This is a genomic window from Scandinavium sp. M-37 (genome assembly GCF_043558715.1).
Taxonomy (GTDB): domain Bacteria; phylum Pseudomonadota; class Gammaproteobacteria; order Enterobacterales; family Enterobacteriaceae; genus Scandinavium; species Scandinavium vulneris_A.
The window spans coordinates 19,929-39,979 of sequence record NZ_JBIGIN010000013.1; the positions used below are offsets into that span (position 1 = coordinate 19,929).

Below are 20,051 nucleotides of genomic sequence, written 5' to 3' on the forward strand. Positions count from 1 at the left end.
AGGGTGAGGGGCAACCCAACTTAATGTGCGCTCTTGGCCTGCGCCACAATCTGCTGAACATCTTCCGGCATCGGCTCATACGGCGTCTCTTTCGCCGTCGGTTTGTCGTTTTTCAGTGCCGTCAGTGCGGTTTTCACCGAATACAGCGCCAGCACCACGACCACCACCATAAAGAAGATGGTCAGACCGGCATCCAGACGGTTGTTAAACACCAGCTGCGACAGCTGAGACTCGGTATACTGCGCCGGAATTTTACCGCTGTCGATCATCGCCTGGAACTTGTTGGCGATGGCGAGGAAACCGACTTTAGTATCCGGGCTGAACGCTTTCTGCCAGCCTGCGGTCAGGGTACAAATCAGCAGCCACGCGGTGGGCACCAAAGCCACCCAGGCATAACGCTGACGTTTCATCTTGAACAACACCACCGCACAGAGCATCAGCGCCATGCCCGCCAGCATCTGGTTGGCGATCCCGAACAGCGGCCACAGAGTGTTGATCCCGCCGAGCGGATCGACCACGCCCTGATGCAGGAAGTAGCCCCACGCCAGCACGCAAAGCGCCGTCGCCAGCAGGTTCGCCGGTAACGAATCGGTACGTTTCAGGTTCGGGCTGAGCACCCCTAATAAGTCCTGCAACATAAAGCGCGCCGCACGCGTTCCGGCATCGACCGCGGTGAGAATAAACAGCGCCTCGAACAGAATCGCAAAGTGATACCAGAAGGAGACATCCATCAACCCGCCGAGCGAACCGTGCAGAATATAGGCCATGCCCACCGCCAGCGTCGGCGCCCCGCCCGCGCGGGAGATAATTGACTGCTCGCCAACCTCCTTCGCAATTTGCGTCAGGGTATCCGGCGTAATCGCAAAGCCCCAACTGCTGACCACCTGCGCCGCAGAGGCCACCACGTCGGTGGTTCCTGCCGGAGCCAGCACCGCCATCGGACTGTTCATCGCGAAGTACACGCCGGGATCAATGATACAGGCCGCTACCAGCGCCATGATCGCCACGAACGACTCCATCAGCATCCCGCCGTAACCGATCAGGCAGGCCTGGCCTTCATTAGCCAGCATCTTCGGCGTGGTGCCTGAGGCAATCAGGGCATGGAAGCCCGATACCGCCCCACAGGCGATAGTGATAAACAGGAACGGGAACAGGCTGCCGGTCCACACCGGGCCGGTGCCGTCCACGAATTTAGTCAACGCAGGCATGGTCAACGTCGGGCGCAGGATCAGAATGCCGATCGCCAGTCCGACGATGGTGCCGATTTTCAGGAAGGTCGAGAGATAGTCACGCGGCGCCAGAAGCAGCCACACCGGCAGCACCGCCGCCACGAAGCCATAGCCCACCAGGATCCACGTCAACTGAACGCCGGTGTAATCAAACCACGGTGCCCACGTTGGGCTCTCCGCTACCCAGCCGCCAGAGATAATGGCGAAAATCAGCATCACCAGGCCAATCACCGACACCTCGCCAATACGTCCCGGACGCAGATAGCGAATATAAATCCCCATGAAAATCGCCAGCGGGATGGTGAACGCCACGGTGTAGGTCCCCCACGGGCTGTGGGTCAGGGCTTTCACCACGATCATCGCCAGCACCGCGAGGATGATGACCATGATCATGAAGGTCGCTACCAGCGCAATCACGCCTGCGGTTGCGCCCATTTCCTCTTTCACCAGTTCACCGAGCGAGCGTCCGTCACGACGGGTCGAGACGAACAGCACCATAAAGTCCTGTACCGCCCCGGCCAGCACCACACCTGCGAGGATCCAGATCATCCCCGGCAGATAGCCCATCTGCGCCGCCAGCACCGGGCCAACCAGCGGCCCCGCCCCGGCAATTGCCGCAAAATGATGACCGAACAGCACTTTTTTATCGGTCGGAACATAATCGAGACCGTCGTTATGGCGCACCGCAGGCGTCATGCGCGTCGGGTCGACCGCCAGCACTTTTTTGGCGATGTAGAGACCGTAAAAACGATAGGCGATGAGATAGATACAGACTGCCGCGACGACAATCCATAAGGCATTGATTTGTTCACCACGATTGAGCGCGATATAGCCGAGGGCGAAGGCTCCCACGATCGAGAGAATGGCCCATATCAGGTATTTCCCTGGGTTGTTCATGGTCAAATTCCATCAGTGAGGGGAAGATGTTACATTTTGTATCTATAACACCCCTGATGGATTTAACAACCTGATAACCGTTGAAAAATTCGACAATGTTAAGCAGATCACTGTCGTAGGTCCGGTCAGCGCAGCGCCACCGGACAATCAGACAATGCCCGGCGGCGCGTTGCTTGCCGATCCAACGTGACCAGTGCCCGGAATTACCCTATCACCATGGTGCTTAACCGGCAGGTACAGCAGCGCCGTCCCTGCTCATCGAACACCACGATTTCCCAGCTTTGGGTCTGTCTGCCGAGATGCAGCGGCTGACACACGCCGCGCACGTTGCCCTGCGATACCGCCCGATGATGGGTGGCGTTCAGTTCGGTGCCGACCACGCACTGCCCGTCGCGGGTCATCAGATACCCCGCCATCGAGCCGAGCGTTTCCGCCAGTGCCGCCGACGCTCCGCCGTGCAGCAGGCCAAACGGCTGATGGGTTCGCGCATCGACCGGCATTTCGGCTTCCAGGGAGTCGTCTCCGAGGCGGGTATAGACAATGCCCAGATGCGCTACCATCGTTGCTTCACTGGTGGCATTCAGGTCTTCAAGGCTTAATCGACGCGTCCAGATCATCACGCCCCCAGGGTCGAGCCGCCGTCGACCACGATATCCTGCAACGTAATGTGGCTGGCGCAATCAGAGGCGAGGAACAGAATGGTGCTGGCGATTTCCTGCGGGCGGGCAATTTTCCCCAGCGGAATGCCGAGTTTGAACTGCTCGCCGAAGCCGCGAATGCGCTGCTGTTCGGCATCATCGCTGACCCACAGCGTGCGCTGCATGTCGGTGTCGGTGGAGCCTGGCGAGACAATATTGCAACGCACGCCGCTCGCCGCCAGTTCCAGCCCGACGGTCAGGGCCAGGCTTTTCAGCGCCGCTTTCGATGCGCCGTATGCGCTCATGCCAATGCGCGGGGTGTGCGCCGCATCTGAGGCGACGGTGACAATCGCCCCCCCCTGCTGTTGACGAAATTTCGCCATTGTCTGCTGGAACAAATTGAACGCCCCGCCGACGTTGACCGCGAAGGTCTGCTGCCAGTCGGCCTGGCTCAACGCGTCCGTCGCGCCCATGCGTAAAATTCCGGCGGCGTTGACCAGCACGTCGAGCCGCGCCAGGTCATGCAACAGTGGCGCACAGACCAGCAGCACCTGCTGCGGATCCGCGACGTCCATTTTCACCGTGGTGAAAGGATAGTCAGCCTGTTCAAACGCCAGGTCGAAACCGGTGACGTCTGCCCCGGCCTCAACAAATGCCCGGGCGGTGGCGTAACCAATACCTTTGCCCGCCCCGGTCACCCATACCGTTTTGCCGTGAAAATCGAATCCGGCCATCACTTCACCTCGCGGGACAGCAGCGCCCACCAGGCATCAATCGTTGGATTCTTCGCCAGCATCACAAAATCGATATCGCCGTGAATTTTGCGCCAGCGCGCCGCCAGGGCCATCATCCGTACCGAATCCAGACCGTAATCAATCAGGTTTTCGTCATCCAGCGGTTCGTCGGATTCATCCAGCAGCGGCAGGATCACCGCCCGCAGTGCCGCTTTTGACCCCGGCAGCGGGAGCAGTTCTTCGGTCATCACTACGCGCCCGGAACGCCCGGCCACGTATTTCAGCGACATCAGATGTTCGTCGCGGCTGAAATCCGCCAGCGCATCGGCCACGAAGAACGGTTTGATATCCCGCATGAACGCGTCGGTGGCGGTGGTCATGCAGCCGATGTGCGCATACACCCCGGTGATGACCAGCTGGTTGCGCCCGGTCTCTTTGAGCATCTGCTCCAGCGGCGAGCGGTGGAAAGCGCTATAGCGCCATTTGACCAGCACGGTGTCGGCTTCGTCTGGCGCGAGGGCGGCAATCACCCGCTGCTGTTCCGGGGAGCGGGTCAGGCCCGGCCCCCACATATCATTCAGCAAGGCGCGGTCTTCATCGCTCTGCTCTTTCGGCTGGGCGGTGTAGTAAACCGGAATATTGTGTTGTTTGGCAAAGTCACGCAGGGCTTTGATATTGGCGACCACGGTCTCCATCATCGCGCTATTTTCACCCCAGAAGTTGAGGAAATACTCCTGCATATCATGAATAAGCAGCGCAGCGCGCTGAGGCTCAAAGGCCCAGTCCACTTTGTTAGCCGGGATATCAGCGGCGGTGGGCAGCGCATAAGCCTGCAGTTTTGGAATTGCCATACTCTTCTCCTTCAGGCCAGGGCGCGGTCCGCAATCCACTGACGTAATTGTTTTTTATCGACTTTTCCCACCGGCGTCAGCGGCAGCGCGTCCACGCACTCCACCCGGTCCGGCAGCTTGAATTCAGCAACGCCCTGCTCACGCAGGAAACGACGGACGGCCACCGCCTTCAGCGGGGTTTTGACCACCAGATACGCGCAGCTCTTTTCGCCGAGCAGACTATCTTCCATGCTGACCAGTGCGGCGTGGATCACCGCCTCGTGGCGTAACAGCAGGTTTTCGACTTCCTCGGCGGCTATCTTTTCCCCGCCACGGTTGATCTGATCTTTCTCGCGCCCCTGTACCGTGATGTAGCCGTGTTCGTCGATTGAAATCAGATCGCCCGAGCCGTAGAAACCGTTGGCATCGAAGGCGCTGGCGTTGTGCTCCGGGCTGTTGTAATAACCGCGGAAGGTATACGGCCCGCGGGTCATCAGACGGCCCACTTCGCCACGCGGGAGCGGATTGCCCTCGGCGTCGGCGACCCAGACTTCGTCATCCGGCGACATCGGGCAGCCCTGGGTGTGGATGATACGTTCCAGCGGATCGTCCAGACGGGTGTAGTTCACCAGCCCTTCCGCCATGCCGAACACCTGCTGCAGCTGACAGCCGATTTCCGCCGGAATACGTGCCGCCAGCGTGGCCGACAACCGAGCGCCGCCCACCTGTAACAGCGTCAGGGAGGCTAATTGCGCCTGGCTGTTGTCGTCATGAACGGCCTGCAACCACAGGCTCACCGCCGGAGGCACCAGCGCCGCGACGTTAATTTGATGCTGTTCAATCAGCGGGAAACAGAGCGTGGCGCTCGGGTCGGCGGCCAGAATGACGCAGCCGCCCGCGAGGAACACCCCGAGCGCCCCGGGGGAACTTAGGGCGTAGTTGTGTGCCGCAGGCAGCGCGCACAGATAGCGCGTGGTCGCATCAAAGGCGCAAATCTCATTGCTGCGGCGAATGCTGTAGTAATAATCGTTATGGGTGCGAGGAATAAGCTTCGGCGTACCGGTACTGCCGCCAGACAGTTGGAAGAAAGCCACTTCGCCTGCGTCAGTGGGTGACGGCACAAAATTATCCGCAGGCTGCGCCATGGCCGCCGCAAGATTGTGTTCCCCATGGTCGTTACGCAGCAGCACGATGCGCACCGAGTCGTGCTGGTCGACAAAGTCGTTGAGGAAGGCGTCATCGGCAAACAGGGCATGCTCCCGGTCGGCAATCACTAACGCCGGTTGAATTTGCGTGGCGTAGGCCTGCAGTTCGCTGCGCTGATGGCTGAACAGCGCATTCACCGGGGCCACGCCGATACGCAGCAGTGCGAATAGCGCGATATAAAATTCCGCTACGTTGCCCAGATGCACCAGCGCGGTTTCCCCCGCTTGCAGCCCCTGACGCTGCAACGACGACGCCAGGTTATCCACCTGCGCGTTCAGTTCACGGTAGGTAATGCGGCGATCGCCGTCGATCACCGCCAGCCGCTCGCTGTCGGCGTGACGCGTCAGAATGTCGGTCAGCGGCAGATCCTGCCAGTACCCCTTTGCCCGGTAACGGGCCGCCAGCTCCGGCGGCCAGGGCGTAAATGCAACACTCATCGTCAATCCTTAATTGAGGCCAAACACGTTCAGCATGGTGGTCAGCTTGACGCCGGTTTCGCGCCATTCCCCCAGCGGGGACGAGGCAGGCACGATACCCGCGCCCGCGAACAGGCGAATGTGGTTGGCACGGACGTTGGCGCAGCGGATGGTGACCACCCACTCGCCGTTACCCTCGGCATCACACCAGCCGACGATCCCGCCGAACAGCTCCCGGTCAAACGGCTCCAGCTCGGCGATCAGTTGCTTGGCGACATCGTGCGGGAAGCCGCTCAGGGCTGGCGTTGGATGCAGCAGGCAGGCCAGCGACAGCGCGTTCTCCCCGGCTTTTGCCTCGCCTTCAATTGGGGTCGCCAGATGCCACAAAGTCGGGGTGGTGATCAGCTGCGGTGAGGAAGGGAGCGACAGCGCATCGCTGCGCGGGGCCAGCACGTTTTTCATCGCCTGGGTGACAAGATCATGCTCATGGCGGTCTTTTTGCGAGGCCAGCAGACGGTTGCCCGCTTCCCGGTCCAGCACGTTATCCGGCTGACGTCGCGCGGAACCGGCCAGCGGCAGCGAACTGAAATGCGCCCCGTCTTTACGCAGCAGCAGTTCCGGGCTGGCACCGAGCAGCACTCCGCCGTCGGGCAGCGGCACGTGGAAGTTGAAGCTCGCCGGATTCTGGGCAATGAGCCGTTCCAGGAGCGCCCCGGTGTCGACGTGGGTATCAGTTGTTATCTCGATCAGCCGCGAGAGCACCACTTTGTCGACTTTCGGCGTGGCGGTCAGCTCGGCGGCGCTCGCCACCATCGCCATGAACAGGTCCTGCTCCGGGATTTCCTGACGCGCCTGAACCTGCATCGGTTTCATGCTGGCGGCGTAAGGCGCGGAGTGCTGTTTGGCGGTGCGGGAAAACGCCTCGCTGTGCTGCGGAATAAACAGCGCGGAAGGCTGGGTGGTATCAAACGGGATCGCGCCCACCAGCAGCGGACGTTCAATTCCGGCGGCTTTGGCCTGCGCGAAGGCATTGGCGAGGGTGTGCTGGAACGCCCCCGCTAAATCTTCACCGCCTTCCACGGGCTGTTCGATGCGACGAAAACAGCCGGAGGTGGTGAAACTGCGGTACGGCGACATAAAAAAGAAGTTGTCGGGCGACAGCGTTGATGCGACTTCCTGCACGGCCTCAGCCGGTGACGTTTCCATATCATCCTCCAAAACGATAAAGATATTAATAATGATTATCATTTATATTTTGGTTCGGTAAGCTAAAAGTAAAAGCGTCCCTTGTCAACTTCCGCCGCATCATCCGACTTGCATCTGAGATGCCTTGAAGTGAAAATGAGTTTCATTAACATCAACAAAACAGGACTTTGCCGTCGTGAAATTCCCCGTTTTCTTCCGTCATACCCTGCTCATCTCCGGGCTGTGCCTTTTAGGATTAACCTCAGCCATGGCCGCCGACTGGCCGCGTCAGGTGACCGACAGTCGCGGCAGCCACACGCTCGAGCACAAACCGCTGCGCATCGTCTCCACCAGCGTTACCCTGACCGGGTCGTTGCTGGCGATTGACGCCCCGGTGATTGCCAGCGGGGCCACCACGCCGAATAACCGCGTGGCGGATGCACAGGGCTTTTTGCGCCAGTGGAGCGACGTGGCGAAACAGCGCAAGCTCACGCGGCTGTATATCGGCGAGCCGAATGCCGAGGCCGTGGCCGCGCAGATGCCGGATCTGATTCTGATCAGTGCTACCGGCGGCGACTCGGCGTTAGCCCTGTACGATCAGCTGTCGACCATCGCCCCAACGCTGGTTATCAACTATGACTCGCAAAGCTGGCAGGCCCTGCTGACTCAGTTGGGTAGCATCACTGGCCAGGAACAGCAGGCCGCCGCGCGGATCGCCGAATTTGATACCCAGCTAGCGACGCTTAAAAAGCAAATGAAGCTGCCGCCGCAGCCGGTCAGCGCGCTGGTGTACACCGCTGCCGCCCACAGCGCGAACCTGTGGACCCCAGAATCCGCACAGGGAAAACTGCTCGAACAGTTAGGTTTCACCCTTGCCCCGCTGCCTGCCGGGCTGCACACCAGCCAGAGCCAGGGTAAACGCCACGACATTATTCAGCTGGGCGGCGAGAACCTGGCGGCGGGCCTGAACGGCGAATCGCTGTTTGTGTTCGCGGGCGACCAGAAAGATACCAACGCCATCGAGGCCAATCCGCTGCTGTCACACCTGCCGGCGGTGCAGAACAAACGCGTTTATGCGCTCGGGACCGAAACCTTCCGCCTTGATTACTATAGCGCGATGCGGGTGTTGCAGCGTCTGGAAACGTTGTTTGGCTGATGCCTTTGCCCGGTGGCGCTTCGCTTACCAGGCCTACGGAATGTGCGGTGTAGGCCCGGTAGGGCGCAGCCACCACCGGGCACCTTCCACCGGATTAAACCGCTGCCGTTTCCTGGCGGAAGCGGCGCAACTCTCCAAGCAGCAACACCAGAATCAGCCCAACGATCGCCAACGCCCAACCGCTGGCGGAGGCCGCCGCGACCGGGGTGAGCATCGCGCCAACGCCGCCTAATATTGCCGCGCCGATGGCATCGCCGGTGACGTTCTGCGCCGTCCACAAACCGTTAATGCGCCCGAGCATCGCTTCCGGGGTTTGGGTCTGAATCAAGGTATATTGCAGCAGTGAACTGATGGCACTCAGCCAGCCAAACAGCGCCAGACACAGCACGCCCAGCGCCCAGACCGGCATCAGGCTGAACAAGCCAATGGCGACGAACGCACCGACGGTCGTCAGGAGCATGATTTGCCCAGGCCGAACGCTGCGCGCCAGGTTGCCGCTGGTGAGCGCCCCCAACGCCGCCCCGAGCGGGATCGCCGCATACAACATGCCAATCTGCGCCGCCGACATATTCCAGCTCATCGCCAGCGCCGGATACAGCACCCGCACCGCGCTGGCCATGGTCAACAGAGCGCCGAGCAGCGCAATGCCGCCAATCAACGGGCTATTAAACAGAAAGCGCAGGCCGGTCAGTAAGGATTTCAACGGATGTTCACGCGGCTGCGGAGGTGGCGGCAACAACGGCAGACGCAGCAGCGTCAGGGTGGTGATGAAGGTGCCGAGCGCCGCCAGTAAATAGTTCCAGGAGAATCCCCCGCTCGCCAGCAGCAGGCCGCCAACCATCGGCGAAATCACCGACCCGAGGCGCACCGTGAGCATGGTTATCGCCCCGGCCTGCATCAGGTTTTCACGCCCAACCAGCGCAGGCGTCGCCGCCAGCAGGGCGGTCACGCCAATCGAGGCGAACAGCCCATCCCAGATACCGAGCAGATAAATCGCCAGCAGCGACGGCTCCGGCAGCAGCGCATTCAGCCACAGGCCAATAAAACCGATCCCGCAGGTGCCGCGCGCCAGCAGGATAAGCTTCTTGCGTTCATAGCGGTCGGCCAGCACGCCGCCGAGCATCAGGCCGATAAACATCGCCCCGCCGGTCAACGTCACCGCCAGCCCAACATGCCAGGTGGAGTGAGTCAGCGTCTGGATTTGCACCGGCACGGCAACGCCGAGCAGGCCGAGAGAAAGAATGGAGATAAAACGGGCGATAAAGACGGCGCGGAACGCCGGGTGAGTCTTCAGCAGGCTGAGATTTAGCAGCCAGGATTGTCTTTGCATGACAGGGCCTTCAACGAACTTTCGGTACCATTTCCGTGGTCGCACATGCTAACATAGGCGAATAAGATCGAGAACGATAATTACTATCATTATCACATCATGGACGTTGCTATGTCGTTTTCTGCCGCCACGCTGCGTACCGTCGCCGTGCCCGGATTACTCATTCTGCTGATCGCCGCAGCTGCGCTCAGCCTGCTGATTGGCGCAAAACCGCTGCCGCTGAACGTGGTGCTGGACGCCCTGTCCGGCACCTGTCGCAGTCCCGACTGCACCATTGTTCTTGACGCCCGTTTACCTCGCACCCTTGCTGGCCTGTTGGCCGGTGGCGCGCTGGGTCTGGCGGGCGCACTGATGCAAACCCTTACCCGCAATCCGCTTGCCGACCCCGGCATTCTCGGCGTTAACGCCGGAGCCAGCTTTGCCATCGTGCTGGGCGCGGCGCTGTTCGGTCTGACGCTGCCGCAGGAGCAACTGTTGCTCGCTTTTGGCGGGGCGCTGATCGCCTCGCTGCTGGTGGCCTTCACCGGCAGTCAGGGCGGCGGGCAGCTTAGCCCGGTGCGTCTGACCCTGGCGGGCGTGGCGCTCGGGGCGGTGCTCGATGGCCTCTCCAATGGCATCGCGCTGCTGAATCCCGATGTGTACGATCAGCTGCGTTTCTGGCAGGCCGGGTCGCTGGATATTCGCTCCCTGGAAACGCTAAAAGTGGTGCTGGTGCCGGTCACTATCGCCATCATGATAGCCCTCGGATTAAGCCGCTCGCTGAACAGCCTCAGCCTTGGGGCGGATACCGCCACCGCGCTCGGGAATAAAGTGGCGCGCACCCAACTATTAGGGCTGCTGACCATCACCGTATTGAGCGGCAGTGCCACCGCGCTGGTCGGGCCGATTGCGTTTATCGGCCTGATGGTGCCGCATATTTCTCGCGGGTTGGTCGGGGGCGATCACCGCTGGTCGCTGCCGGTCACCCTGCTCGCCACCCCTGCCCTGCTGCTGTTTGCCGATATTATTGGTCGCCTGCTGGTGCCGGGTGAACTGCGCGTCTCGGTGGTGAGCGCCTTTATCGGTGCGCCGATGCTTATCTGGCTGGTGCGCCGCCAGCCGTCGCGCGGAGGTGTCGCATGATGGCCCCGTCTCGCCGTCTGGTAGGGAGTTGCGTGCTGCTGACGCTGGTAAGCCTGGTCATTGCGCTGTATAGCCTGCGCAGCGGAGCGGTGACGCTGGATTTACGCCAGGTGCTGGCCGCGCTGTGGGGCGATGCGCCGCGGAACGTGACAATGGTGATCACCGAATGGCGTCTGCCACGGGTGCTGATGGCGCTACTGGTCGGCGCGGCACTCGGCGTCAGCGGCGCGATTTTCCAGTCTTTGATGCGTAACCCACTCGGCAGCCCTGACGTGATGGGGTTCAACACCGGAGCATGGAGCGGCGTGCTGGTGGCGATGGTGCTGTTTGGTCAGCATCAAACCGCCATTGCGTTTGCGGCGATGGTGGGCGGGATTGTGACCTCGCTGCTGGTCTGGCTGCTGGCGTGGCGCAATGGCGTCGATACTTTCCGGCTGATTATTATCGGGATCGGGATCCGCGCCATGCTGATGGCCTTCAACACCTGGCTGCTGCTGCGCGCCTCACTGGAAACCGCACAGTCGGCCGGGCTGTGGTTCGCCGGATCGTTGAACGGGCTGACGTGGGCAAAAATTTTCCCTTCCGCACCGATCCTGCTGGTGATGCTGGTCTTCGCCGCCCTGCTGGTACGCCGACTGCGGCTGCTGGAAATGGGCGACGACAGCGCCTGCGCGTTGGGCGTGCGGGTGGAACGTTCGCGTTTATGGATGATGCTGGTGGCGGTGGTGCTGACGGCGGCATCGACCGCGCTGGCGGGCCCGATCTCCTTTATTGCGCTGGTGGCCCCACACATTGCCCGCCGCCTCAGCGGCACCGCGCGCTGGGGATTGACCCAGTCGGCGCTGTGCGGCGCATTGCTGCTTCTGCTTGCTGATTTCGGCGCACAGCAGCTGTTTATGCCTTACCAGCTTCCAGTGGGCGTGGTGACCGTCAGCCTTGGCGGCCTGTATCTCATCGCCCTGCTTATTCAGGAGTCTCGTAAAAAATGACCCACTCTGACGCTCGCCTGCAAGGCGAAAATCTGACCCTCAGCTACGGTAAAAAAATCATCGCCGAGGGGCTGAACGTGGCCATTCCGGATGGACATTTTACCGCCATCATCGGCCCCAACGGCTGTGGGAAATCGACCCTGTTACGCACCTTGAGCCGCCTGATGACTCCGCAGCACGGCCAGGTGTTTCTCGACGGGGAGCAGATCCAGCGTTATGCCAGTAAAGAGGTCGCGCGACGCATTGGCCTGCTGGCACAAAACGCCACTACCCCGGGCGATATCACGGTGCAGGAGCTGGTGGCGCGCGGGCGCTATCCGCACCAGCCGCTGTTTGCCCGCTGGCGGCAGGAAGATGACGACGCGGTGCAACGGGCGATGCGGGCCACTGGCGTCGTGGAACTGGCGAATCAAAGCGTGGATACCCTCTCCGGCGGCCAGCGCCAACGCGCGTGGATTGCGATGGTGCTGGCCCAGGAAACGGCGATCATGCTGCTCGACGAGCCGACCACCTGGCTGGATATCAGCCATCAAATTGATTTGCTGGAGCTGCTGAGCGACCTCAATCGCCAGCAGGGTTATACCCTGGCGGCGGTGCTGCACGATCTCAACCAGGCCTGCCGCTATGCCACGCATCTGATTGCCCTGCGCGACGGCAACATTGTGGCCGAAGGCGCGCCGAAAGAGATTGTCACCGCGGAGCTGATTGAGCGGATTTACGGCCTGCGGAGTCTGATTATTGAAGATCCGGTGGCCGGTACGCCGCTGGTGGTGCCGTTAGGGAAAACCTCAAAGTGAGGGGGTGAGCCGGAATCCGGCTGACATCCCGGTATCCGCCGTGCCGCTCCAGAACCCGGTCTCCACCGTGGCCCAGGCGTTCACCGGCACGCTCCAGGCCAGCGCAATCCCTTTCATCGTCGCTGATGCAGGATACGCCTGATTAATGCGCTGCGACGTGCGATTCACCCGCGCCCATACCAGGCGCGTGCTCAGCCGCTGCTGATTTTCCAGCACCAGCTCCACCCGTCCTGAGTACTGCGTCCCGTCGCCGCCCATCGCCGCGCCCAGCGGAGCACCCTGCTGGTAATAGCCGCCGTGATAGCAGTAGTGATAATAAATGATGCCGGTGTCTTTCAGGCCCGAACGGGTGTCGGCCGTTTCCAGATACCAGTTTACTTGCCCGACGTTAAGGCTCTGATGCCCTTCCACTCCGCCGACAAAGGTATTGTGTGAGGGCAAAATTCCCGCCTGATCGTCGCCGGTGATTTGCCCGTACAGGCTGAGCGGGAGGCCCGTTAGCGGCAGCAGTTTGAGGCGGAAATCAATGCCTGCCATCTGATCGCCCGGGTCCCGGTCCTGACTGCCGGTGTTGTCCCGGCCGAGCAGCGCATCGCCAAACGAGTCCAGGGTGTTGGGTCGCCCTTTCCCGCCCCACATCAGCATTCGTGACATCCCCACGTCCAGGGTAGTAAACGGGCTGGCGGTCAGCCTGCCGCCAATCAGCTTAGGCTCTTCCGGGCGTTGATACTGGCGCAGTTGCCCGGCTGAAAGCTGATATTGCCAGCTGCCGAGCCACGCCAGCCAGGGGGTGTCGAATGGGGTTTGCTCTGCACGTTGCAGCATAAAACCGACCACCGGGCGCGCGGCATCGGAGCGAATGGTGCTGACGTCATTGCCCGGCCCCCACCACTGCGGGATCTCGCCAAACGCCAGCCACTGGTTAAACAGTTTTACACCCGCATACGCACCGTTGAGGTTGAAATGTGAGGCGTCACTGATGTACTGATGGCTTTCGGCCTGACCCTGAAGATTGATATCCCAGAACTCACCGCTGCTGGCGAGCGCCGCGCCAAGCCCGTGGGCGCTGGTAGGAGTGTTGCCAAATCCCTGCGGTAACGACGGGCTGGCGGAATGCGTCCAGCCATTGAGGCGTAGCGGGGCTTTTACTTCCGCCAGGCGACGCTGCACGCGGGCGAGGGTTTCCTGGTTGGCTATCGTACGTGGGGCGTTGGCGTTGGAAAGCGCCCGTGTAACCTCTTCCTGGCTGAGCGGCCAGGTGGAGAGATTAAGCTGAATAATATCGCGGTCCACCAGCCAGGCTAAATCAGCGCGTAACTGCGGATCGTTAACCAATAATCCCGCATCAGCCTGCGAGCAACAGACCAGCAGCGCCAGACAGAGAGTCCGTCGGCGCAATAAAGCCAAAGTTTTCATATTCATCCCTTGAAATATACGCCGAGCCTAAATAAAGATTATCGCCCTGCCAGACACTCTGAAAATTCATTGGGCATCAGCTGTTGTTTTTTCAATCCATTAAGGAAGTGCAATAACTCACAGTCGGAATAAAGATTAAATTTGGTCATGATCATCCGTTTATGGGCGCAGACGGTTTTCACATTGAGCTGTAAATCGAGAGCGGTTTCTTCCGGATTATGGCCGGAATAAAAATGAGCAGCGACTTTAACCTGCTGGGGCGAAAGGGTCCGATGCAGGCAGCGCTGACAGTTACGGATAATATTTTTACTGGCACTCAGGGCACTATTTTCCCAGCCACGCACAATTAATGCCCTGGTCTTGCTGAGACTTTCGGCCCGGTTGATGAATACCATGTTATTGACACACAAAGGCAGTTCGCCAAAATAGGGATTGCCTGCCCCTTCGTAAATACCGATGAGTAGACTGACTGCCTTACGATCGCGTAATACCGGGTTGCAGATATAGCTTTCACCAGGTTCAACGCTTTTGACAATAACGTCGGCCGTGGCCACATGGTCTTCGGTGAGAGGCAGGAATTCCACTAACTCACCCTCTTCACGCAGAAATATCTGCTCCAGCAAAATCTCCATGCCTTTTCGGTACAAGGTATTTTTATCATCTATCACTATTTGCAACATCTGCCCTCTCCTGTGCCAATGCAAAAAGTCATCGAGAATATCGTTGGATTAGAATTCCGTACTGCCGTCGGGTATTAAGCTCCAGACCACGCAACAAAACAGTGTCAGGACAATAATGGTTTTAATGATCAGCGGCAGGTAATAACGTAAGACATACATCTGAACCTCCATTTAAATAATATCTATCTCATCAGGGGCACATTACTGATAGGCCATAGTGATGGTTGCAGTGGCGTTGGCGATACCCGGCGTGACAGGACTCGCCGCCTGATAATAACGGGCAACAAAGGGAATATTTAACGTTCCGCCAGCACTGATAATACTCCCTACGTTGAAGTAACTATCAAAGGCTACAGGACTGCCGTTATACATGACCTGAATGCCGACCCCTCCGGCATTTCCGGTAGCGCTCGTTAACGCCAGTACGCCGTTAGGTTTCGAGAGATACCCTGCCGACGTCATATACGCACTGACGTTGGCGGGCGAATTACAGGTGACGGGCACCGTGAAATTCTTATCGCCTGCGGTGGATCCAATGCCGTTAAAATCCGCGCGCGGCACTTTCGGTAGTGGCACGGGGATAAGGGTACTGACCGCGCAGGAAATAGCCCGATAATTAATAGTCCCGGCATACGAAACCGAGCTGTCGGTATTGCTCCCGAGGCCATAACCGGTGGCATATATCCCGATGCCAAATTTGGTTTGCGCCTGAACCAGAGTGCCGGTGCCCACCGTCGGTGACGTTTTGACTAACGCTAACGTCATGCTGATGGAATAGGTTTTTGCACTGGTGTTTGAGATATAGCCGAGAGGTGTATTTCGGGTATCGCAACTCGCGCCTCCGCCAGAAATACGCACACCAGAAGAGTTTATCAAGGTGATACCGATGCCGCTTACACCGGTATTATATACCCCGGGCATACCCGCCACTTCAGTCCCCGAGCCATAGTAACAGGTGATGATAACACTCCCCTGAGGTACAGCGCTGATGGCGGAACAGTTACCCGAGAAGTTAAAATATCGCTCAGTGCCGGGGATAATATTCCCCACGGGGATAGTCGTATCCACGGCAACGGAACCTAAAGTCGCCACCCCTGGAATAGCCGGAGAACTCACACACCCGGTGTTCGCCGCGAAAGCCGCGGGTGACAACATGCTCAGCCCTGCCAGCAAACCGCATAGCAGCAGACACCTTTTAATTAAAAACACCAAAGCCATACATTTTCTCATTTACGTTGTTCACGGTGCCTGCTTGCAGGAATATTATTGATATGTAAAGGTCATCAGAACCACACTGTTGATTCTTCCCGGCCCCGCATCTCCCGTAGGCGTAATAACTCTTCCCGCCAACGGAAATATCGCCGCATGTGATACTGGATCAATGTTAATTGACATTGAAGTGCCGTTACTTTTTATACTGCTCTTGTCTGCATCTTCAGCCACCTGAATTGCAATATTGGTGGCATCACCTGGAGATGAACCATTGCTGTATAACGCGGCATCCGAAGAATCCGGTATGCCACTAAATGTGGCGATGGCCGTCACCGTCGCGGCAGGACAGTTCATCACTTTGACCTGAAACGATTTCCAGTCTGATGCCGCGCCCGCAGTAACAAGATTGGTCCCGAGTATTTGGCCAAAATCGACGGTCTGACTTACCGAACCAGCATCCACCGTGCATGGCGTGGCGGTGACTCTGCCCTGCACATTAATATTGACCAGGTCGCCTGCAATCCCTTTCGCGCAGCCCCCTGCGATAATGAAGGAAAATAGTAGCGCCTTTCGCATTCGATCCATTATTGCTTCCTAATAAACAGGCTTTAAAAACATCATCAGTATTAATTCGATGATTTATTTCGACGGTCCTGTTTTTACTGGTAGGTTAATGTCATCGTGGCTGTCGCATTCGCAGCACCTTCTGAGACCGTACTTTTCGTCTGATAATATTGTGCGGTGAACGGGTAGGACTGCACGCCGTCACCGGCCGTCCCCAATATTAAGGGGGTTGAACCGTTTAGATTCACAGCATAACCATTATAAAGAATTTGGATGCCGACACCTTTAGCCACACCATTCCCTCCGGCGTTGCTTAGCTGTAATACACCTGGCGCGCTGGTATCGGTGTTTGCAACCCCCTGGAAGGTCACATTAACCCTCGCCCCTGCGGCGCAATTTAATCCCAGATTAAACCCCGTGGGCTTGGCCGTGGTGCCTATCGCCGTCAGGCTGCTGGTGTAAACATCATCCAGCTTCACCGCAATATTGCTACTGCTGACAGAGCAGGCCAATACGTTCACCGTTGTGCCGGGTAACAGTGTCGCCGTGGCGGCGCTACCCGAAATACCCGTCAGGGTCACATTGTATAAAACCCCAGGATTAAGCACATTGGTCCCGACGGGTATGTCACCTATTTTAACGAGACTCACAGCGGCAGCATTGTTGAACGTCCCGGCCACCACGTTTGTCCCGGAATAGGAATAAGGCAACCAGGTGCCATTTAAATAACTGATCCCCACCCCAGGAATATTGGTCGCATATATGTAGTTCGTTGAACTCCGGGTCGAATACGTTACAGGCGTATAGGTATAAGATAGTGGCCCAACACCGCACGAATAGGACACAACTGATGACGTCACCGGACCATAGATAACGGTCCCCACGGGGATATCGCGCTGTATCGTCAGCGAACCGATATTGATTTGGATATTGGGCGAACCACTGGTAAGGGTGCAAGCCCAGCCCATGGAACTCCAAAGTGTCATCAGTAAAAGTAGGCCACCCAACAACCCGCCTATTCTTAAGTGTTTCATCACATTGTCCTATTTACACTGCCCGGTCATGGTCTGGACGCCGGTATCTGCGGCCTGTTTGGTTAATGTGTAACTCACACGGCACTGCTGTGAGGCTTCATTACCCCATTTCGCCGTCAGCGTTCCGCTGTCGTTTAGACCCGTCAGATAGACCTGCCCGCCGTCACCCACGATAAACGCCTGGGTATGCTTCTGGGCCGGGTCGGTGACCGTGGCACCAAACGGAATCGGATCGCCACCCGCACGCAGGATAGTCATCAATACACGCTGACCGACGCTGGCGCTAAAGTTCGCCCGCACCACGGCGCCACGCGTAGGCACCACATTCTGGTTATTGAGTGCGAGTTCCACGTCGTCAGGCAGCGATTGAGGATCAAGCTGGACCGGATTGCGGCGATACGGCGTGGCGTACGGCACAATCGCATAACCACGCCAGTCAGTTTTCACCCCTGGCTGGCTGCTGACGGCGATACCGCTGGCACCCGGCGCGGCTACCAGCGCAACGGTTTCATTCATTTGCTGACCGAAGGTCACACCGTTCTCGTGCACCAGAATCCCGCCCTGTACGCCATAGTTAACGCGCTGGGTATCTTTGTCATAGGCATAGCCGCCGGTGACTTCCCCGTAGGTGCCGCGATAATCGGCGTTAAGGTTTCCGCTGTTGCCAGCGCCCTGGCTGCCATACCCCTCAAGGGCGCTCCAGCTCAGGTTACTGGCTTCCAGGGCGGTGCCGTTCAGGCCGACAGTCTGGGTGGTATTGCCCTTCTTGCTGGTGTTCAGGGTGTAGCTGGCCCAGGTGTTCGGCAGGAACAGGCTAAACGGCACGTTGATATTGAGGCTAAAGACCTGATCGCGGTCGTATACCCGGCCAATTTGCGTTCCGTCGGTAGTCACGGAATTCTCGTTATAGCTGTAGTTCAGGCCATAACTGACGCCGTTCCAGGAGTTGTAATAACCCGCCCCAATCGAACGCATCGTCCTGTCGCTATTCCAGTAGTTCTCACCGACCCAGCTCAGGGATAACGAACCTGCACTCCCGCCCAGCTCCTGGCTGATGGTCAGCTCGCTGCGGTTGCGTCGACGCTCTTGTAATAACAGGCTGTTATTGTTGTCGTCGCGCCAGGTGTACATCACCTCCGGCAGGCTATAGAAGCCGCTCGTGGAGTATCGATAGCCCGCAATCGCAAAGTTGGTGCCGGTCTGGACGATGTTTTTGCTGTAGCGCACGCGCCAGGACTGACCGTTGTCTTTGCCCTGATCGTTTAAGTCAGACCAGGCCTGGGTAACATCGGTCGATATCGCCCCGAAGTCGCCGAGGTTTTTACCCACGCCGAGCGCCACCGATCGGTAGTGATCGGCCAGTTGGCTGCCCCCATAAACGGTGAACCCTTTCGGTAAGCCATAAATGAGGGTGCCCTGGGCGAAAGGCGCGTTATCGACGCTGTGGTCATAGGCGCGATATTGCCCACCTGTCAGGCTGTATTTCACGCGGCCTTCACGTTGCAGAACCGGCAGGGACGCAAATGGCACCACCATGTTTTGTTCGCTGCCATCCGCTTCTTTTATGGTGACGTACAGATCGCCAGAGCCACCGGTCGGATACATATCATTGATTTCAAATGCGCCCGGGGACACATAGCTCTGATAAATGATATAGCCGTTCTGACGAATGATGACCTGAGCGTTGGTGCGGGCAATGCCGCGCACCACCGGGGCATAGCCTTTCTGGCTGTCCGGCAACATATCGTCGTCAGAGGCCAGCTGCGCCCCGCGAAACGGTACGCTGTCAAAGACGTCAGACGGCGAGGTGCTGTCGCCCATCACCAGCTGACTTTTCAACGAGATAATGCTGCGCGCAGCATAGGTATACACCGTATCCCACTTGTCCTGACCGTTGCTGTCGCGGCTCCAGGTGGTGTAGTTGCGCAGCCGCCAAGGGCCAAGGTTGATCCCCGGACGCAGGTTGGCATACTGGCTGTCGTTGTCTCGTCCGTTACCGCTGCGGGCGGTGTTATTCGCCCCGCTAAAGCTGTAATTGAGCAGAAAAGCCGGGATACCGTTATCCCATTGCGCTTCCGGCACGTAGCCTCGCGCGTTCTGCGAAACCGCCATTTGCGGAATACTGAGCAGCAACTGCTGGCCGCTGAAACGGAATTCAGCTTTGGCCTGGGGAATAGCCCCCAGTTTCGCGCATTTGGCGGTTTTATCCCCCAGCTCCGGGAATAATTCGGTTTTAACCCCCATCTCATTGAGCTCGGCCACGCTCAGACACGGTTGCAGGGTCTCATTACCCGATGCGTCTTTTTGCAGGCTGAATTCGACGTCGCGCGTATCCTGTAAATCGTTGTTCAGATAGATATCAACGTGATAAAAACCCGGCGGCTGGCCCGCTCCGTCCTCAAAAACGGAGAGGTCTGTCATCCCCTGGTGAGGCGCATCCACTTCCAGCAGCGCCGGGTTAAAGACATCACGCGCCAGGGCGCTGAGGGGAAAACTCCCCATCAGCACAAATTGCCCGGCGATCAAATACGCGAGCTTGCTCACTCGCGGAAAAGGCATGTATCTGCCCTTTTTTAATGTGCTATTCATCCATTAACTCCTGCCCGCAAAGCGGTT

17 protein-coding genes are annotated in these 20,051 nt (G+C 58.6%); 4 read left to right on the forward strand and 13 right to left on the reverse strand.

What is annotated here, in order from left to right; all coding sequences use genetic code 11:
• Positions 1-20: 20 nt before the first annotated feature.
• The 6 genes from cstA to entC all read right to left on the reverse strand — a co-directional run bounded on the left by cstA (position 21) and on the right by entC (position 7,156).
• Positions 21-2,126 carry a pyruvate/proton symporter CstA gene (gene cstA, locus ACG0Z5_RS11340; RefSeq protein ID WP_394447390.1) on the reverse strand — a complete coding sequence of 702 codons (2,106 nt, stop codon included), beginning with the start codon at positions 2,124-2,126 and terminating at the stop codon, positions 21-23.
• A gap of 203 nt (positions 2,127-2,329) precedes the next feature.
• The gene (gene entH, locus ACG0Z5_RS11345; protein WP_394447392.1) at positions 2,330-2,743 is read right to left on the reverse strand and encodes a proofreading thioesterase EntH; all 414 of its coding nucleotides are present in this window, start codon (positions 2,741-2,743) and stop codon (positions 2,330-2,332) included.
• Positions 2,743-3,498, reverse strand: coding sequence for a 2,3-dihydro-2,3-dihydroxybenzoate dehydrogenase EntA (gene entA / locus ACG0Z5_RS11350; protein WP_394447394.1), 756 nt, complete (start codon positions 3,496-3,498; stop codon positions 2,743-2,745). Before entA ends, entH begins: the two co-directional genes overlap by 1 nt.
• On the reverse strand, positions 3,498-4,349 hold the full coding sequence (locus ACG0Z5_RS11355) for an isochorismatase family protein (protein ID WP_394447396.1): 852 nt from the start codon (positions 4,347-4,349) through the stop codon (positions 3,498-3,500). The genes entA and ACG0Z5_RS11355 overlap by 1 nt, the downstream gene beginning before the upstream one ends.
• 11 nt (positions 4,350-4,360) lie before the next feature.
• On the reverse strand, positions 4,361-5,971 hold the full coding sequence (gene entE / locus ACG0Z5_RS11360) for a (2,3-dihydroxybenzoyl)adenylate synthase EntE (protein ID WP_394447398.1): 1,611 nt from the start codon (positions 5,969-5,971) through the stop codon (positions 4,361-4,363).
• Positions 5,972-5,980: 9 nt separating this feature from the next.
• Positions 5,981-7,156: an isochorismate synthase EntC gene (gene entC / locus ACG0Z5_RS11365; protein WP_394447400.1), complete on the reverse strand. Its 1,176-nt coding sequence runs from the start codon at positions 7,154-7,156 to the stop codon at positions 5,981-5,983.
• A gap of 175 nt (positions 7,157-7,331) precedes the next feature.
• Here entC and fepB point away from each other — a divergent pair, with 175 nt between their 5' ends.
• Complete coding sequence (gene fepB / locus ACG0Z5_RS11370) at positions 7,332-8,291, forward strand: Fe2+-enterobactin ABC transporter substrate-binding protein (protein WP_394447402.1); 960 nt, start codon at positions 7,332-7,334, stop codon at positions 8,289-8,291.
• A 94-nt stretch (positions 8,292-8,385) separates the two neighbouring features.
• Here the strand turns inward: fepB and entS are convergent, their stop codons facing one another.
• On the reverse strand, positions 8,386-9,621 hold the full coding sequence (entS, locus tag ACG0Z5_RS11375) for an enterobactin transporter EntS (protein ID WP_394447404.1): 1,236 nt from the start codon (positions 9,619-9,621) through the stop codon (positions 8,386-8,388).
• A gap of 111 nt (positions 9,622-9,732) precedes the next feature.
• On the opposite strand from entS, the gene fepD reads away from it, so the two are divergent.
• Genes fepD through fepC form a run of 3 tightly spaced genes read left to right on the forward strand, consistent with a single transcriptional unit; the run spans position 9,733 to position 12,529 of the window.
• Entirely contained in the window at positions 9,733-10,743 is a 1,011-nt protein-coding gene (fepD, locus tag ACG0Z5_RS11380) for a Fe(3+)-siderophore ABC transporter permease (RefSeq protein WP_394447406.1), read from the forward strand.
• On the forward strand, positions 10,740-11,732 hold the full coding sequence (gene fepG, locus ACG0Z5_RS11385) for an iron-enterobactin ABC transporter permease (protein WP_394447408.1): 993 nt from the start codon (positions 10,740-10,742) through the stop codon (positions 11,730-11,732). The genes fepD and fepG overlap by 4 nt, the downstream gene beginning before the upstream one ends.
• Positions 11,729-12,529, forward strand: coding sequence for an iron-enterobactin ABC transporter ATP-binding protein (gene fepC / locus ACG0Z5_RS11390; RefSeq protein WP_394447410.1), 801 nt, complete (start codon positions 11,729-11,731; stop codon positions 12,527-12,529). Before fepG ends, fepC begins: the two co-directional genes overlap by 4 nt.
• Here the strand turns inward: fepC and ACG0Z5_RS11395 are convergent.
• The 6 genes from ACG0Z5_RS11395 to ACG0Z5_RS11420 all read right to left on the reverse strand — a co-directional run bounded on the left by ACG0Z5_RS11395 (position 12,521) and on the right by ACG0Z5_RS11420 (position 19,994).
• Entirely contained in the window at positions 12,521-13,936 is a 1,416-nt protein-coding gene (locus ACG0Z5_RS11395) for a capsule assembly Wzi family protein (protein ID WP_394447544.1), read from the reverse strand. The genes fepC and ACG0Z5_RS11395 overlap by 9 nt on opposite strands.
• 47 nt (positions 13,937-13,983) lie before the next feature.
• On the reverse strand, positions 13,984-14,625 hold the full coding sequence (locus ACG0Z5_RS11400; protein ID WP_394447412.1) for a helix-turn-helix transcriptional regulator: 642 nt from the start codon (positions 14,623-14,625) through the stop codon (positions 13,984-13,986).
• A 201-nt stretch (positions 14,626-14,826) separates the two neighbouring features.
• Entirely contained in the window at positions 14,827-15,780 is a 954-nt protein-coding gene (locus ACG0Z5_RS11405; protein WP_394447414.1) for a fimbrial protein, read from the reverse strand.
• 108 nt (positions 15,781-15,888) lie between these two features.
• The gene (locus ACG0Z5_RS11410; RefSeq protein ID WP_394447416.1) at positions 15,889-16,422 is read right to left on the reverse strand and encodes a fimbrial protein; all 534 of its coding nucleotides are present in this window, start codon (positions 16,420-16,422) and stop codon (positions 15,889-15,891) included.
• A 74-nt stretch (positions 16,423-16,496) separates the two neighbouring features.
• Positions 16,497-17,435, reverse strand: coding sequence for a fimbrial protein (locus tag ACG0Z5_RS11415; RefSeq protein ID WP_394447418.1), 939 nt, complete (start codon positions 17,433-17,435; stop codon positions 16,497-16,499).
• A gap of 9 nt (positions 17,436-17,444) precedes the next feature.
• Entirely contained in the window at positions 17,445-19,994 is a 2,550-nt protein-coding gene (locus tag ACG0Z5_RS11420; protein ID WP_394447420.1) for a fimbria/pilus outer membrane usher protein, read from the reverse strand.
• Positions 19,995-20,051 lie beyond the last annotated feature (57 nt).

What these genes read in the sequence shown, in the direction of transcription:
- entH (WP_394447392.1), bottom strand. Translation starts at nt 2,743, where the DNA reads ATGATCTGGACGCGTCGATTAAGCCTTGAAGACCTGAATGCCACCAGT.
- entE (WP_394447398.1), bottom strand. Translation starts at nt 5,971, where the DNA reads ATGAGTGTTGCATTTACGCCCTGGCCGCCGGAGCTGGCGGCCCGTTAC.
- fepD (WP_394447406.1), top strand. Translation starts at nt 9,733, where the DNA reads ATGTCGTTTTCTGCCGCCACGCTGCGTACCGTCGCCGTGCCCGGATTA.
- entS (WP_394447404.1), bottom strand. Translation starts at nt 9,621, where the DNA reads ATGCAAAGACAATCCTGGCTGCTAAATCTCAGCCTGCTGAAGACTCAC.
- fepG (WP_394447408.1), top strand. Translation starts at nt 10,740, where the DNA reads ATGATGGCCCCGTCTCGCCGTCTGGTAGGGAGTTGCGTGCTGCTGACG.
- fepC (WP_394447410.1), top strand. Translation starts at nt 11,729, where the DNA reads ATGACCCACTCTGACGCTCGCCTGCAAGGCGAAAATCTGACCCTCAGC.
- entA (WP_394447394.1), bottom strand. Translation starts at nt 3,498, where the DNA reads ATGGCCGGATTCGATTTTCACGGCAAAACGGTATGGGTGACCGGGGCG.
- cstA (WP_394447390.1), bottom strand. Translation starts at nt 2,126, where the DNA reads ATGAACAACCCAGGGAAATACCTGATATGGGCCATTCTCTCGATCGTG.
- entC (WP_394447400.1), bottom strand. Translation starts at nt 7,156, where the DNA reads ATGGAAACGTCACCGGCTGAGGCCGTGCAGGAAGTCGCATCAACGCTG.
- ACG0Z5_RS11405 (WP_394447414.1), bottom strand. Translation starts at nt 15,780, where the DNA reads ATGTTGTCACCCGCGGCTTTCGCGGCGAACACCGGGTGTGTGAGTTCT.
- ACG0Z5_RS11420 (WP_394447420.1), bottom strand. Translation starts at nt 19,994, where the DNA reads ATGCCTTTTCCGCGAGTGAGCAAGCTCGCGTATTTGATCGCCGGGCAA.
- ACG0Z5_RS11415 (WP_394447418.1), bottom strand. Translation starts at nt 17,435, where the DNA reads ATGAAACACTTAAGAATAGGCGGGTTGTTGGGTGGCCTACTTTTACTG.
- ACG0Z5_RS11410 (WP_394447416.1), bottom strand. Translation starts at nt 16,422, where the DNA reads ATGGATCGAATGCGAAAGGCGCTACTATTTTCCTTCATTATCGCAGGG.
- ACG0Z5_RS11400 (WP_394447412.1), bottom strand. Translation starts at nt 14,625, where the DNA reads ATGTTGCAAATAGTGATAGATGATAAAAATACCTTGTACCGAAAAGGC.
- ACG0Z5_RS11355 (WP_394447396.1), bottom strand. Translation starts at nt 4,349, where the DNA reads ATGGCAATTCCAAAACTGCAGGCTTATGCGCTGCCCACCGCCGCTGAT.